The sequence below is a fragment of the Veillonella parvula genome, assembly GCF_047241225.1.
Taxonomy (GTDB): Bacteria; Bacillota; Negativicutes; order Veillonellales; family Veillonellaceae; genus Veillonella; species Veillonella parvula_O.
Genome location: NZ_JBKTIE010000004.1, coordinates 16,651 through 30,800 on the forward strand (window position 1 = coordinate 16,651; position 14,150 = coordinate 30,800).

Sequence of the window (14,150 nt, forward strand, 5' to 3'; positions counted from 1 at the left end):
ATTTCAATCTTTTATTTCTTTTAATAAAGTCTGACGTCCCTGCTTATTCTTTAATTCCACCATATACGCATACCGCAACAATATGTCACTGTCGTTTCTAATATTCGCCAATCGTGTATCCTCTGAATCAGGCAAATTTTTAAGCAATCCGACCTCAACATAAGTAGTATCATTAACCGTACTAATAACAGATACCTCATTCGTTGTATAAATAACAATCCACTTCTCTGGAGACTTTGTGTCTTGTTTAATGGTATAAACCTTGCCATACACGGCATCGATAAGATCGATAGCCGTTGCATTAGGATCTTGTTTTGACGTATACACCTTTAAACCGTCTTTTATACCTTGTGATTCATAATAATAGGAATCCTTAATGCGCTCCTCCATAGTATAGGGAAAACCCACTTCATCACGAAGCTCGTGCCAAGACAAATCTCCTATAAACAAATACCCCAAAAAGAGTAAAATAATTCCCCAACTTAGACCCAATTGAGTCCATTCTTTTCTGCGCGCTGCATTTCGCACTTTTTTACTCGCCGCTTGTGCAGCCTGATCTCTCCGTCGATGTATATCAGACAAACGAATCCGTTCGCCTTGAGCCTGATCTGTTAAACCACCACGCCAGTTCTCTATAAAAAATACAAAGGTCTTATCCTTTTGAACCGCTCTATATTCTTTATAATCTGCTTCGTCGCCACTTCTAGCCTTCGATTGCCCCTCCACAGCTACGACACGTTCTATACCTTTATCATGTAGTCTATATCCTGCAGGAGGGGTTGAACGTAAAACTGTTTCAGAAAAAGTGCAATATTCTTTTTCACCGTTTACAATGGTAAGCCATTTTTTATCCGTCCCATTAACGGGCATAAGACCATATTCGGTCCAAGACTGAGCTCCTTTGGAAACACCTAGTTCTTTTTTATAATTTTCATCATTAAGATCATAACGTATTGTTTTATCAACGATAAACTCTTGATAAGAAAGGACCTCCCCGACTACGTATCGTTTTCCCTGAATCTCTACAACATCATAACACTTAAATTTCATAGCCTAGACTCTTCTGCAATAATTTCTTTTAAAAGCTTAACTTCTTCGTTTGTTAATGGTCGTTCCAATAAATCAGGCCGTAATAATCGTGTCCGTTTTAGTGCTTCCTTTTGACGCCATGCGGCAATATTTTTATGATGACCACTGCGCAATACATCTGGAACAGCCCACCCTCTAAATTCTGGAGGCTTTGTATATTGCGGGCACTCCAAAAGAGACTCATAAAAAGAGTCCTCTTGTGCCCCACTGGCCGCACCTAATACACCAGGTATCATGCGAGCCACTGCATCAGTAACTACCATGGCTGGCAACTCACCACCGGTCAATACATAATCACCAATGGAAATCGTTTCATCTACAAGATGTTTCTCTACGCGATAATCTACACCTTCATAGTGACCACAAATAAGGACCACTTGATCATAGCTAGCCAATTCACGAGCCTTCTCCTGTGTAAAAGGCTGTCCTGTAGGTCCCATAAAGATAATACGACGTCGTATACTTTCATTAGGATTACCAATAAGACTCATTTCATCACACATCTCATCTGTGGTATAAGTATCATTAATATCACTATCATATTGAGCAATAACGGATTCTACGGCTTCAAAAATAGGAGGTGCCATCATGAGCATACCAGCCCCGCCACCATATGGTGTGTCGTCTACTTGACCATGCTTATTATGGCTAAAATCTCGAGGATTCGTTACACCTACAGATAGACGTTTTGCCTCGATAGCTCGTTTTATGATGGAATGATTAAAAAACGCATCAAAAAACTCTGGAAATAAAGATACAATATCAATACGCATAAACCGTCCCCTGTACTTATTAACTCACATTAACTCATTAGTATTATCTATATATAGCTATATTATATACCTTTTACGATAATATACCTATATGTAGATAAAACAAAACCGCCCAAAGGATTATATCCATTCAGGCGGATCTACGATCATCAATTTATTTTCCACATCGATGTCTTTAACGACCTCTTCAATGGCTGCAAATAATTGATCTGGTTCCCCATCTTTAGAGACCACATAGACATCATTAGCACCTGGTTGTAATACATCAGTAACTATGCCAAGCACATTACCCATAGTATCTTGTACCTCAAGGCCAATGATATCAAAGATATAATAGCGACCTTCTGGCAATTCCACTAAATCTTCACGGCGCACTTGAATTTCTTTCTTACTCAATAATTCAGCCGTATTACGATCAGGAATTTCCTTAAAGGATGCTAATACAAATTGTTTGTGAAATCGTGCGGATGCAACGTGGTATTCTTTACCATCGATGTAACAGGCATCCATATGCATAAACCGTTCTGGAAAATCGGTTTGAGGCATAATACGAAGATCACCCCGCACGCCGTGCGGGGCGATGATAACACCTATTGTGATGAAATCGTTATGTTTCATTATTGACGAAACGCAACGATCTTACCGTCTTCTAATAGGATTTCAGCGCCCATCAAGGCATCCAAATTATCCCCGATTTTAACGGTAACTGTTTGCTCTAATGTACCTTGAGTAATTTCAGTTCCTAAAGACAACTCCTTAGCATCCTTCAATTTAGCTGTTACTTCTTCTTTGAAAGCCAAGCGTTTATTTTTTTCTTCGTCGATTTGTTGACGAATAGCAGTGAGACTTGTAGCATCAACTTTAGCTGCATCAGCCAAAATACGTTGAGCTTGGAACTCAATTGCTTCCAAATCTTTATTCACCATATCAAGACGAGTTTCAAGATCGGAAACAATTTTCGCTTTCAAGTCATCTGTTACTTTTGCTTTTACTGCTACAGGGACACGTAATGTCATTTCTTCCATTGGAATACTCCCTTTTAAACAATATCAACAGATATCTTTTTGTTCTCTTTAATAGCCGCCGCTTTCACCACAGAGCGAATCGCTTTAGCAATTCTACCTTGCTTTCCGATGACTTTACCCATATCCTCTGGGGCTACATGAAGTTCATAAACTTCCACATTCCCCTTTTGGACCATGGTAACAGAAACGGCATCAGGCTGCTTCACTAATGATTTCGCAATTAATGAAATTAATTCTATCATCACAGTATGCCTCTCTATTAATTACTTTTTAGCGTCTGCAAATTTTTGCATAACGCCTTGTTTTTTGAACAAGGAGCGAACAGTGTCAGTAGGCTGAGCACCTTTAGCTAACCAAGCCAAAGCTTTTTCTTCGTCTACATTAACGATAGCTGGTTGTTTAGTAGCATCATATTGACCAATTGTGTCAACAGGACGACCTTCACGTGGAGCACGTGCGTCAGCAACTACGATACGGTAGAAAGGAGCTTTTTTAGCACCTAAACGAGTCAAACGAATTTTTAACATTGTGAAATTCACCTCCTTATACTGATGTGGATGGACAAGTTCAGCGCCCCTGCCCATGTATTACATAAACGGTAATTTAGGCATTCCAGGGAAGCCGCCCTTACCGCCACGTAAACCTTGCATGCGCTTCATCATCTTCCGCGCTTCTTCAAATTGTTTCAACAAGCGATTTACATCTTGGACCTGTGTACCAGAACCTAATGCAATACGCTTGCGGCGAGAACCGTTAAGAATACTTGGATTTTCTCGCTCTGCCGCCGTCATGGATGTAATGATAGCCTCAATACGACGCACCTCTTTACTATTCAAATCAAGGTCCTTTAATTGATCCTTAATTTGTCCCATGCCTGGCAACATTCCAATAATATTTTGTAATGGCCCTAACTTTCGCACCTGGTTCATCTGTTTTAAGAAGTCATCCAAGGTGAAATTGTTTTTCGCCATTTTCTTTGCCATTACACGAGCTTCTTCTTCATCGATGGCGCCTTGTACATTTTCAATCAATGTTTTAAAGTCGCCCAAATCGAGAATACGAGAAGCCATGCGGTCTGGATAGAATACATCAAAGCCATCCATTTTTTCGCTCACACCAGTGAACTTAATTGGCAAGCCTGTTACAGCTTTGATGGATAATGCGGCACCACCGCGCGCATCACCATCGAGTTTAGTAAGGATAACACCATCAACACCTAATTTTTCGTTAAAGGTTTGAGCGGTTGTTACTGCATCTTGACCGATCATAGAATCTACAACGAGCAGAATTTCATGAGGTCGAACAGCAGCTTTGATGTTTGACAACTCATCCATGAGGACTTCGTCTATAGCCAAACGTCCTGCGGTATCGATGATAACAACATCTTTCAACATATGCGTGCTTTGCTCTACAGCGCGACGCGCAATATCTACTGGATTTGCACCATGTGTTTCATCCGCAAATACTGGAATATCAATTTGCTTACCTACAACTTGCAACTGAGTAATCGCAGCTGGACGATATACGTCGGCAGCGACAAGCATCGGACGTTTACCTTGTTTACGTAGGTATACAGCTAGTTTACCAGCTGTTGTAGTCTTACCAGCACCTTGTAAACCAACGAGCATAATAATCGTTGGAGGCTTGCTAGAAATCATGATACGACTTTGCGTACCACCCAAGAGAGCCGTTAACTCATCATTTACGATTTTAATAACCGTTTGGGCTGGATTCAAGGATCCGAACACCTCTTCACCAAGGGCCTTTTCCTTAATGGACTTAACAAAGTCCTTTGCTACCATAAAGTTAACGTCAGCTTCTAATAAAGCTGTACGTACCTGACGCAACGCAAGATTGACATCATCTTCTGTAATTTTGCCCTTCCCTTTTAAGGATTGAAAGGCTTCTTGCAGTTTTTCTGACAAGCTATCAAATGCCATAATATCCCTCCATTTGCGCCAATACTTGTTGCACCTTGGTTTCGGCTAACACCTCTTTAGGCAATGTTGCTTTCAACTGTGAAAGCAAGCCTTCCCGTTGTTCATATTGTGCCACCAAGTGCAATTTAGATTCGTAATCATTTAAAATGTGTCGAGCACGCTGTAAGTTATCGTGTACAGCCTGTCGTGATACGCCTAATTCCTCAGCAATCTCGCCAAGGGACATATCATCTTCGTGGTGAAGTTGTAAGGACATGCGTTGCTTGTCCGTCAACAATGGCCCATAGAAATCTAAGAGCAAACTTATAAGTACTCGTTCTTCCATTTCGCCACCTCCATCACTGTCAAGTCATATTACTTTACATATGGTACATTATAAAAAAAGATGTGTCAAGTAGAAATACTTAACACACTTAATTCATTACTATAATACATATAAATCACAGTTATACAAGCTATCTCATCCCCTTAAATGAACAAAACCATAAACTAATTGACTACCTTAACATAATCATTCTAGACAAATTTAATTCATAATCAATGATAATTAATTCTAATTTCTACTTTTATATCTATAATAATATGCTATAATATCAATATCTAATATTTTCAATATAAAAAAACAGGAGGTATTATATGAATACCAAACAATATGACATTATCGTCTTAGGTTTCGGCAAGGCTGGCAAAACATTAGCCGCAAAATTTGGCTCTATGGGCAAATCCGTAGCCATGATTGAAGAAAATCCACTAATGTACGGTGGTACATGTATTAATATCGCATGTATTCCTACTAAAACGATGATCATTGCCGCATCAAAAGGCTTATCATACGATCAAGTATTAAATCAACGTGAAGTTGTTACATCTCGCTTAAGAAATAAAAACTTTACTATGTTAGATTCTAATGATCATGTCGATGTCTATACTGGACATGGTGCATTTATTAGCAATAAAGAAATCTCTGTTACCGCTGGCGAGGATAAGATTATATTATCTGCTGACACTATCGTTATAAACACTGGTGCTGTAGCGATTAAACCTAATATTTCTGGCATTGATACAGCTACAGGTTTCTATAATAGTACAGAAATTCAACAATTACCTACTCAACCTAGTACATTAGGTGTTATCGGCGCTGGTCCTATCGGTCTTGAATTTGCAAGTCTATATGCAAAACTTGGTGCTAAGGTAACTGTATTCAACATCGAATCTAGCATCTTAAAACGCGAAGAACCTATCGTTCAAGAGCTAGCTACTGAGTACTTAACTGAACAAGGCATTACCATTCTTAATAATGTAACATTAGACTCTGTATCCAATGATGACAACAAACCAGTTATCAAAGCTAATAATCAAAACTATACATTTGATGCTGTTCTATATGCTACAGGTCGCAAAGCCAATACAGCTAATATCGGTTTAGAACATACTGATATCGCTACTAACGAACGCGGTGCTATTGTAGTTAATGATACTTGTGAAAGCTCCGTTCCTGGTGTATACGCAGTCGGCGATGTAAACGGTGGTCCTCAATTCACATATGTATCTCTTGATGACTTCCGTATCGTATTTGGTGCACTTACAGGCAACGGCCACTATACCTTAAAAGATCGTAAAAATATACCTTATACTACCTTCCTAACACCTCCACTTTCTCGGGTAGGTCTTACAGAAGAAGATGCAATCAACCAAGGATATACGATTAAAACCAAGGAAATGCTCGTAGCTACCATGCCAAGAGCACATGTAAACGACTATTTAAAAGGTGCTTTTAAAATTGTTGTAGATGCGGATAACGACTTAATCCTGGGCGCTACACTCTATTCCCAAGGCGCAGAAGAATTGATTAACTTAATTAAAATGGCTATGGATAATAACATTCCATATACATATTTCAAAAATCAAATCTTCACACACCCTACAATGGCAGAAAACTTAAACGACCTTTGTAATTTCTAATAATTTAATAGCTAATACAATCACTAATTATAAAATAATAACCTAACCAAAAAGCCTTTAGACGCTAAACTAATTTAGCAACTAAAGGCTTTTGTATTTATCGATATGATAGTTTATTTATCAATGTATCAGATTATTATAGCTTTTTTAGCAGTGCCTAACTAAAACATGCTAAGACATTGTAGCAATTAATTTTTAGTAAACAATCTGCGCACTATCGTTTGTAATTTAGGGGTTAATACAATAGCAACCACAATTCCTGCGGCACTTGTAATCAAAGAGTATTGAATTTTACTAGCCGCCACGACCGCACTTTCAAGAACGAACCACCACGCAAGGAAGTAGCCAAAAGCGGTCCAAACAGCACCAATAATAAGGGCTACTAAAATACGACCAAAGGATGCAGTTGGTTTTGTAATAGAGGGTGGCAAATAGCCTGCAGTCATACCACCTACGATAAGTCCTGCAATTCCTTTAATAAAGAAAGAGAATACGATGTACTGTGTATGACCACCAAAGAGATCAAATAGTGCAGATCCAATTGCCGCACCCAAGCCTCCATATAATCCACCAAAAAGTATAGATGTTGTAAAGAGTGCAGCCGATCCTAAATGAACCATAGCGCCACTCGGTATTTCAATGCGAATTGTAGTAGCCACTGCACATAACGCGGCAATAAAACCAATATAGACAATGTCTCGAGTACTTAATTTCATAATCATGAACCTCTCTTTTAAATCAATTACTATATTCAGTATAACAAATCATAAGCCGTCTAAAAACACCATTATCGTAGGAATTAAATATTCATTTCACGTCTCAATATAAGATATAAATATATACTTAACTATATGTCTGTAGATATAATAAAGCACCTATACCTCTGTATAGGTGCTTTATAGTATTCAATTATATGTATAATCTTAAATTTTAGCTCGTTTCAAACGAAGTGAATTACTTACAACTGTAACAGAGCTAAATGCCATCGCTGTACCAGCAATCATAGGATTTAACGCACCAATAGCGGCCAAAGGAATGCCAATACAGTTAAAGATCAATGCCCAAAATAGGTTTTGTTTAATATTGGTCATTGTCTTACGGCTGAGTCGTACTGCTTGTACCAAGGTATGTAAATCATTTCGTACAAGGACGATGTCGGCTGCTTCTACCGCAATATCTGTACCACTGCCAATAGCAAAACCAATATCTGCCGTAACGAGAGCAGGAGCATCATTGATACCGTCACCAACCATCCCCACTACAAGACCTTTATCTTGCAATTCTTTTACCTTGCTAGCCTTATCTTGAGGCAATACTTCAGCTATAACATGGGAGATACCCGCCTGTTTAGCAATATATTGAGCAGTTCGACGATTATCACCAGTAAGCATCCATACATCAATACCTTGAGCATGTAACTCTTTTACAACCTCGATAGTTTCTGGACGTAATTCGTCTTCTACAGCCCACAAAGCACTAACAACGCCATCTACAGCTAGAACAGATACGGAAGCACCTTGTTCTTCAAATTGTAAAATATCTTCTTGAACCGCCGTTAAATCATAACCTAGTTCATTCATCCAACGACTGTGCCCAAGTTGTACGGATACGCCTTGGTATGCACCTTGTAACCCTTTACCTGGTACATCAGCAAAACTTTCAAGTTCAACAGCTTTACCTTTATAGCCATGATCTTCACCATAGTAAACCATGGCCTTTGCAATCGGATGAGATGTACCACTTTCAAGAGCCATCATAATAGACATATTAGTACTTTCATCACCATTATAATTTTTAAAAGCCGTCACATCCAATACACCCTGTGTAAGGGTACCGGTTTTATCCATAACAATGGCATCGAGTTTACCCGCTTTTTCAAGATATTCTGCACTCTTGATGAGCACACCGTGTTCCGCACCAAGGCCAGACCCAACCATGATAGATGTTGGTGTAGCAAGGCCAAGCGCACAAGGACATGCGATAACCAGTACCGCTGTTGCATTAATGAGAGCAACGTTAATAGAATCTCCCATAATGAAGTACCACACAAGACCTGTCAAAACAGCAAGGCCAATAACGGTCGGTACAAAATATTGAGCCACGATATCTGCAATACGTTGAATACTAGCCTTGGAGGTTTGTGCCTCTTCTACAACCTTGATAATTTGAGACAACATCGTATCGGAACCGATACGCTTTGCTTCCATGGTAAAAGCGCCACTTAGGTTTATAGTAGCACCAATAACTTCAGAACCAACTTGTTTTTCTACCGGTAAGCTTTCACCGGTCAGCATAGCCTCATCTACTGTGGAATATCCCTCAGTAATCGTGCCATCAACAGGGATTTTTTCACCTGCACGAACTTGTAAAATATCACCGGTTACCACCTTAGATGTAGGGATATCAATAAATTCTCCATCACGCAACACATGAGCTGTTGCGGGTTGTAAGGCAATCAACTTTTGAAGTGCTTCAGAGGTACGCCCCTTCGCAATTTCTTCTAATAGCTTACCAAGAAGGATAAATGTAATGAGCCACGCAGAGGTTTCAAAATATATTCCATGAGGGCCTAATTCAGGGTGAAATTGCCAGTTATAGATACTGAATAGATAAGCTACCGTCGTGCCCATTACTACGAGTACATCCATCGTAAGCGCCCCATTTTTCACTGCACTCCAGGCGCTCTTATAGAACATGAGACCAGGACCAAACTGAGCAATAGTAGCAAGAACAAACTCTACCCATACAGGCAATGCCTGAATACCAAATCGATGTAAGGTCATATTAATCATCATCGGTACTGCCATACAAGCGGCAATAATAAGTCGTATAATATGAGGTTTTAAGTTAACCTTTTCTATTTCTTGCTTTGTTTCGTCTGCTTCTGTAGCACCAAAACCAATATTCGTAATGGCATCAATAATCTGTTGTGAATCTATAGTAGCGCCATCTTTATATTCAACACTCCCCTTTCGAGTTAAGAGGTTGACCTTAACAGATTCTACGCCCTCGACTTTAGAAACAACGTTTTCAACGCGTTTTACACAGGCTGCACAGTGCATACCTGTAATATCAAATTCTTGTTTTTTTACGCTCATATTCACAGGCCTTTCTACTCTGTAGATATATCTTATCTTACAACTTACTATATTATTACAAATTCGTACTATATTTTGTATTTATGTACTTAAATATACGTCTAAACATCTATCTATAAAAAGCTATATATCCTATTGTAAATAAAATAGCAATAAACACGTTCACTAAGAATGTTTCAATATATTCTAAAACTTCAATATATGAACATATTACATGACTAACTACTCATATATCTATATTTAATGATAACATAAATTCTCATTACGTCAATATCCTACCAAATATAGAGGGTTATTTCTTTTTTATAAGGGAATTAACCGCTTTTACCTATACATAGCCTTCATAAATAGATTATAATAAAGTGATGATGAATAAACATAAGCTTTGATTCCAAAGGAGGTGAATATATGACTGAATCAGTAAGCCCTACGGTGGAATTTATTTCTCTAGCAAAAGAATTTCGCCATGAATATGTTGTTGAAAAATCACGGTTTATAACAACTGTATATCCTTGCAAGACTGAAGAGGAAGCCCAAACCTTTATAAGCCGCATCAATAAAGAATTCTGGGATGCACGTCATAACTGCACAGCCTATGCATTAGGACCACAGCAAGAACAACAACGATCTTCCGATAATGGAGAACCATCAGGTACAGCAGGTAAACCAATGCTAGAAGTACTCAAAAAGACTGGCATTACCAATGTAGCCGTCGTCGTAACACGTTATTTTGGAGGTATTAAATTGGGCGCTGGTGGCTTGATTCGGGCCTATTCACACTCCGTTGCGGAAACCTTACGTCTTGCCCCTAAAGAACTACATACAACACGAACCCGACTACAAGCAAAGATTGACTATTCGCTGTATGGAGCAGTAGAAAGATATGTCCAGGACGAAAAATTACATTATGAAGCAAGCTTTGGTGAATATGTAGACATTACAATTCTAATACCACCTACTGATGTAGAGCACATACAAAAAGAGCTCCAAGACATAAGTCATGGAGCTGCTACTTGTACTGTATTAGATTCTATTGAGGTGGTACTACCACTAGATAAATAATCTAGTTAGTAGATTCCAAACTTTTAATTGCCGTTATTAACTAAACCGGCTATGCCTTGACCGAGTTCACGACGTTTTTCCTTAGTCATAGGATAAGGCCATACTCGTTCTAACTGTTTTTTCCGGCTAATTTTATTACGAGCCGTCATTAATCTACGTGCTTCCCAATTACGAATTGCTTGACCTAAGGTTCTTTTTACCACGCCCATAGTAGTACCTACTTTCTTAACTCTTGTTGTATATCAAAATTTGTGATAAGTATAGAAAGATAATTTAAAACTCAATTTACTTTCTATTACTTTGTTGAATTTAGTATATATAGCATTTTATTAAATGTGAAATGACCGTTACTTAGTTCGTTATAATTTTTATTTATCATATTATGTGTATAATAGGGAGATTCTATGGATACATCTTACTACCACAATTTTATTACCCTTGTTCAAACGGGCAATATGACACAGGCCGCAGAGATTCTTCATATTACACAACCAGCGTTAAGTAAGCAGTTGAAATATTTAGAGGCTGAATTTGGGGCTCAATTAATCAACATTAAACGCGGCCAACGAGGATCAAACTTGCAATTAACAGATGCTGGTAAAATCTTCTACGAAAAAGCGCAACAACTCTGCTCTATTGAAGAATCTACATATAATGCTGTACAACAATTGAATTCACGCATTGAAGGTACTTTACGCATTGCGACGTCTGCATCTCGTTCAACGCCAATCGTACAGCAATATTTACCAGCTTTTTCCATGAAATATCCATCTGTCCATTTTGAAATTTATGAAGGACTTATGACAAATGTAGTGACCCAACTTATCAACGGTAGCGCCGAATTAGGTATCGCCAATATTCAAATGGTAGATATCGATAAATTTGATATTCTGCTTACCCAAGAAGAGCATTTATACGCTATTTTCCGCCGTGATGTATTCTGGACAGATCGTGAACATGATACCATCACGTGGGAAGACATAAAAAAATGTCCTCTATCCCTTTCTGGTGGCTCTGTCCGAATGATTATGCAATCTAGCTTAACAGATATGGAGCAACTTAATGCGGTAGCTATAACTACAACAAAAAGCTCAGCTATTGAGTGGGCCTCTTCTGGTCGTACAGTTTCTTTAGTCCCAATGGACGCTAAGGAACTCATTAATCATCGCAAAATGGCCCGCATCAAATTGCCAGAATTCTCGGGGGATTTCAAAAAAGCTTTTATCACGCTTAAAGGCCATGCGCTTTCCCCAGTTGCGCAGCAATTTATCGACTTTTACAAAGCCTATGTATAATCATATTTGTACATACTATTACCATAATATGACATTAACAGCTCATATGATTGGTACCTATTTGATTATAGATGCCAATACAATACATAAGAAAAGACCTAGTACAATTTGTACTAGGTCTTTTTGTATCAGATCTTACATTACGGCAATGCTTATGGTTGCTTAAGTTCACCGTAGATATGATTTTATTAAGCTTGATGAACAGCACCTACAATATCAGTGATGCTGTTAAGATTATATTGTTCTACATATTCGCTCATTTCACGGGCAATACGTGAAATTGCTGTTGGATCTACCATCGTAGCTGTACCAACTTGAACAGCTTGCGCCCCTGCCATCATAAATTCGATAGCATCTGTGCCAGTCATGATACCACCAAGACCAATAATAGGAATAGTTACCCCTTTATAAACTTGATGAACCATGCGAAGAGCCACAGGCTTTACGGCTGGGCCTGATAATCCACCGTAAGTATTACCCAATACAGGCTTACGACGGTGAATATCTATAGCCATGCCCAACAAGGTATTAATTAGACTTACCCCATTGCCACCGCCTGCTTCAACGGCTTTTGCGATTTCTACAATGTCTGTTACATTTGGTGAAAGCTTAACGATAACAGGTTTATCCGTTACCTTACGAACCGCTTTAGTTACTGATTCAACGACCTTTGGATCTACACCAAAGGCCATGCCTTCACATTCTACATTTGGGCAAGATACGTTTACTTCTAATCCTGCAATACCATCTACAGATAACGTCTCTGCCATCCAAGTAAACTCATCAATTGTGCCCGCAGACATATTGGCTAATAAAGGTACATCATATTTCTTAATATCCGGCAGAATTTCTTTAACAAAATGTTCAGCCCCAGGATTTTCAAGGCCAATACAGTTCAATACGCCAGATGGTGTTTCTGCAATGCGAGTACCAGGATTGCCATGACGACCTTTAGGTGTTAATCCTTTTACAGAAATAGCACCTACTTCATTACTAAGGTCTAAATAACCAGCATACTCAGGGCCATTACCAAAGGTACCAGATGCAGCGATAATAGGATTTTTCATCTTAATCCCGCAGTAATCGATGGCGAGCTTTGGATTAGGCGTAACGGTGTTATTTAAATCGCGTTCACGCATTAAAAGAACACCTCCTCAGCTGGGAATACAGGACCATCTTTACAAACTTTATAACGTTTGCCACCGGCACCATCACAAGCGCAACCTAAGCAACCGCCCGTACCACATCCCATGCGCTCTTCTAAAGATACTTGGCATGGCACATTGAGTTCTTTAGCCACTTGTGCTACGCCTTTCATCATAGGCATAGGACCACAAGTCATAACAGAGGTAAACGAATTAGCATTAATTAGGTCAGGCATGATTGCTGTAGGGAAGCCTTTTGTACCTACGCTACCATCATCAGTAGTGATGTGGACTTGAACAGGCGTATCTTTAAATAAATCAGCCCAGAAGGTTTCGCTTTCATTTCTAAAACCAAGAATAACTTGTGCTTCTTCATCTTTTTGCAAATGGGATGCGATACATAGCATCGGTGCAATACCAACGCCACCGCCAACGAGAAGCATATTATTAGATGTTACAAACGGTTCGCCCAAAGGACCTAAACAATCTAATGTATCACCAGGCACGAGACGTGTCATAATTTCAGTCCCCTTGCCTACGACGCGATACAAAAGGGTAATCGTACCCTTTCGGGCATCAAATCCAGCATAGCTAATAGGGCGGCGCAACAATGGTGCCGTAGAATCCGCTACGCGAACATTACAAAACTGTCCTACCTTTGCTTCTGCTGCTTGTTTTGGTGCGTGAACATCCATAATCCACACATCAGAGCCTATTTGCTCATTGCGAACGACTTCGCCCTGTTCTACATAGCCACTCAT

General features: G+C 39.1%; 16 protein-coding genes. 3 read left to right on the forward strand and 13 right to left on the reverse strand.

Features of this window, described 5'->3' with window-relative positions:
- Positions 1-3 precede the first annotated feature (3 nt).
- The 8 genes from ACLRYO_RS08235 to ylxM form a co-directional block, all read right to left on the reverse strand.
- Entirely contained in the window at positions 4-1,050 is a 1,047-nt protein-coding gene (locus tag ACLRYO_RS08235) for a DUF4178 domain-containing protein (RefSeq protein ID WP_278458094.1), read from the reverse strand.
- Positions 1,047-1,862 carry a tRNA (guanosine(37)-N1)-methyltransferase TrmD gene (gene trmD, locus ACLRYO_RS08240; RefSeq protein WP_024060989.1) on the reverse strand — a complete coding sequence of 272 codons (816 nt, stop codon included), beginning with the start codon at positions 1,860-1,862 and terminating at the stop codon, positions 1,047-1,049. Before trmD ends, ACLRYO_RS08235 begins: the two co-directional genes overlap by 4 nt.
- A gap of 120 nt (positions 1,863-1,982) precedes the next feature.
- Positions 1,983-2,480 carry a ribosome maturation factor RimM gene (gene rimM / locus ACLRYO_RS08245; RefSeq protein WP_024060990.1) on the reverse strand — a complete coding sequence of 166 codons (498 nt, stop codon included), beginning with the start codon at positions 2,478-2,480 and terminating at the stop codon, positions 1,983-1,985.
- On the reverse strand, positions 2,480-2,887 hold the full coding sequence (locus tag ACLRYO_RS08250; RefSeq protein ID WP_413084809.1) for a YlqD family protein: 408 nt from the start codon (positions 2,885-2,887) through the stop codon (positions 2,480-2,482). Before ACLRYO_RS08250 ends, rimM begins: the two co-directional genes overlap by 1 nt.
- A 14-nt stretch (positions 2,888-2,901) precedes the next feature.
- On the reverse strand, positions 2,902-3,129 hold the full coding sequence (locus ACLRYO_RS08255) for a KH domain-containing protein (protein ID WP_004695567.1): 228 nt from the start codon (positions 3,127-3,129) through the stop codon (positions 2,902-2,904).
- Between the two features lie 21 nt (positions 3,130-3,150).
- Entirely contained in the window at positions 3,151-3,414 is a 264-nt protein-coding gene (rpsP, locus tag ACLRYO_RS08260; protein ID WP_004695565.1) for a 30S ribosomal protein S16, read from the reverse strand.
- Positions 3,415-3,474: 60 nt separating this feature from the next.
- Positions 3,475-4,827, reverse strand: coding sequence for a signal recognition particle protein (gene ffh, locus ACLRYO_RS08265; protein ID WP_278621890.1), 1,353 nt, complete (start codon positions 4,825-4,827; stop codon positions 3,475-3,477).
- Positions 4,817-5,152: a YlxM family DNA-binding protein gene (gene ylxM / locus ACLRYO_RS08270; protein ID WP_004695559.1), complete on the reverse strand. Its 336-nt coding sequence runs from the start codon at positions 5,150-5,152 to the stop codon at positions 4,817-4,819. Before ylxM ends, ffh begins: the two co-directional genes overlap by 11 nt.
- A gap of 311 nt (positions 5,153-5,463) precedes the next feature.
- Between ylxM and ACLRYO_RS08275 the strand changes: the two genes are divergently transcribed.
- The gene (locus tag ACLRYO_RS08275) at positions 5,464-6,789 is read left to right on the forward strand and encodes an FAD-containing oxidoreductase (protein ID WP_278621892.1); all 1,326 of its coding nucleotides are present in this window, start codon (positions 5,464-5,466) and stop codon (positions 6,787-6,789) included.
- Positions 6,790-6,977: 188 nt separating this feature from the next.
- Here the strand turns inward: ACLRYO_RS08275 and ACLRYO_RS08280 are convergent, their stop codons facing one another.
- Both ACLRYO_RS08280 and ACLRYO_RS08285 read right to left on the reverse strand, forming a co-directional pair.
- Positions 6,978-7,505, reverse strand: coding sequence for an ECF transporter S component (locus ACLRYO_RS08280; protein ID WP_101929033.1), 528 nt, complete (start codon positions 7,503-7,505; stop codon positions 6,978-6,980).
- Between the two features lie 207 nt (positions 7,506-7,712).
- Complete coding sequence (locus tag ACLRYO_RS08285) at positions 7,713-9,887, reverse strand: heavy metal translocating P-type ATPase (RefSeq protein WP_101929027.1); 2,175 nt, start codon at positions 9,885-9,887, stop codon at positions 7,713-7,715.
- Positions 9,888-10,295: 408 nt separating this feature from the next.
- Between ACLRYO_RS08285 and ACLRYO_RS08290 the strand changes: the two genes are divergently transcribed.
- The gene (locus ACLRYO_RS08290; protein WP_101929026.1) at positions 10,296-10,949 is read left to right on the forward strand and encodes a YigZ family protein; all 654 of its coding nucleotides are present in this window, start codon (positions 10,296-10,298) and stop codon (positions 10,947-10,949) included.
- Positions 10,950-10,972: 23 nt separating this feature from the next.
- Here the strand turns inward: ACLRYO_RS08290 and ACLRYO_RS08295 are convergent, their stop codons facing one another.
- Positions 10,973-11,158: a hypothetical protein gene (locus ACLRYO_RS08295; protein ID WP_004695548.1), complete on the reverse strand. Its 186-nt coding sequence runs from the start codon at positions 11,156-11,158 to the stop codon at positions 10,973-10,975.
- 195 nt (positions 11,159-11,353) lie between these two features.
- On the opposite strand from ACLRYO_RS08295, the gene ACLRYO_RS08300 reads away from it, so the two are divergent.
- Positions 11,354-12,244: a LysR family transcriptional regulator gene (locus ACLRYO_RS08300; RefSeq protein WP_004695545.1), complete on the forward strand. Its 891-nt coding sequence runs from the start codon at positions 11,354-11,356 to the stop codon at positions 12,242-12,244.
- A gap of 188 nt (positions 12,245-12,432) precedes the next feature.
- Here the strand turns inward: ACLRYO_RS08300 and ACLRYO_RS08305 are convergent, their stop codons facing one another.
- Positions 12,433-13,383 carry a dihydroorotate dehydrogenase gene (locus tag ACLRYO_RS08305; RefSeq protein ID WP_101929025.1) on the reverse strand — a complete coding sequence of 317 codons (951 nt, stop codon included), beginning with the start codon at positions 13,381-13,383 and terminating at the stop codon, positions 12,433-12,435.
- Positions 13,383-14,150, reverse strand: coding sequence for a dihydroorotate dehydrogenase electron transfer subunit (locus ACLRYO_RS08310; protein WP_008715751.1), 768 nt, complete (start codon positions 14,148-14,150; stop codon positions 13,383-13,385). Before ACLRYO_RS08310 ends, ACLRYO_RS08305 begins: the two co-directional genes overlap by 1 nt.

Excerpts from the sequence above, each read along its gene's own strand:
- ACLRYO_RS08235 (WP_278458094.1), bottom strand. The coding sequence starts at position 1,050 with ATGAAATTTAAGTGTTATGATGTTGTAGAGATTCAGGGAAAACGATAC.
- trmD (WP_024060989.1), bottom strand. The coding sequence starts at position 1,862 with ATGCGTATTGATATTGTATCTTTATTTCCAGAGTTTTTTGATGCGTTT.
- rimM (WP_024060990.1), bottom strand. The coding sequence starts at position 2,480 with ATGAAACATAACGATTTCATCACAATAGGTGTTATCATCGCCCCGCAC.
- ACLRYO_RS08250 (WP_413084809.1), bottom strand. The coding sequence starts at position 2,887 with ATGGAAGAAATGACATTACGTGTCCCTGTAGCAGTAAAAGCAAAAGTA.
- ACLRYO_RS08255 (WP_004695567.1), bottom strand. The coding sequence starts at position 3,129 with ATGATAGAATTAATTTCATTAATTGCGAAATCATTAGTGAAGCAGCCT.
- rpsP (WP_004695565.1), bottom strand. The coding sequence starts at position 3,414 with ATGTTAAAAATTCGTTTGACTCGTTTAGGTGCTAAAAAAGCTCCTTTC.
- ffh (WP_278621890.1), bottom strand. The coding sequence starts at position 4,827 with ATGGCATTTGATAGCTTGTCAGAAAAACTGCAAGAAGCCTTTCAATCC.
- ylxM (WP_004695559.1), bottom strand. The coding sequence starts at position 5,152 with ATGGAAGAACGAGTACTTATAAGTTTGCTCTTAGATTTCTATGGGCCA.
- ACLRYO_RS08275 (WP_278621892.1), top strand. The coding sequence starts at position 5,464 with ATGAATACCAAACAATATGACATTATCGTCTTAGGTTTCGGCAAGGCT.
- ACLRYO_RS08280 (WP_101929033.1), bottom strand. The coding sequence starts at position 7,505 with ATGAAATTAAGTACTCGAGACATTGTCTATATTGGTTTTATTGCCGCG.
- ACLRYO_RS08285 (WP_101929027.1), bottom strand. The coding sequence starts at position 9,887 with ATGAGCGTAAAAAAACAAGAATTTGATATTACAGGTATGCACTGTGCA.
- ACLRYO_RS08290 (WP_101929026.1), top strand. The coding sequence starts at position 10,296 with ATGACTGAATCAGTAAGCCCTACGGTGGAATTTATTTCTCTAGCAAAA.
- ACLRYO_RS08295 (WP_004695548.1), bottom strand. The coding sequence starts at position 11,158 with ATGGGCGTGGTAAAAAGAACCTTAGGTCAAGCAATTCGTAATTGGGAA.
- ACLRYO_RS08300 (WP_004695545.1), top strand. The coding sequence starts at position 11,354 with ATGGATACATCTTACTACCACAATTTTATTACCCTTGTTCAAACGGGC.
- ACLRYO_RS08305 (WP_101929025.1), bottom strand. The coding sequence starts at position 13,383 with ATGCGTGAACGCGATTTAAATAACACCGTTACGCCTAATCCAAAGCTC.
- ACLRYO_RS08310 (WP_008715751.1), bottom strand. The coding sequence starts at position 14,150 with ATGAGTGGCTATGTAGAACAGGGCGAAGTCGTTCGCAATGAGCAAATA.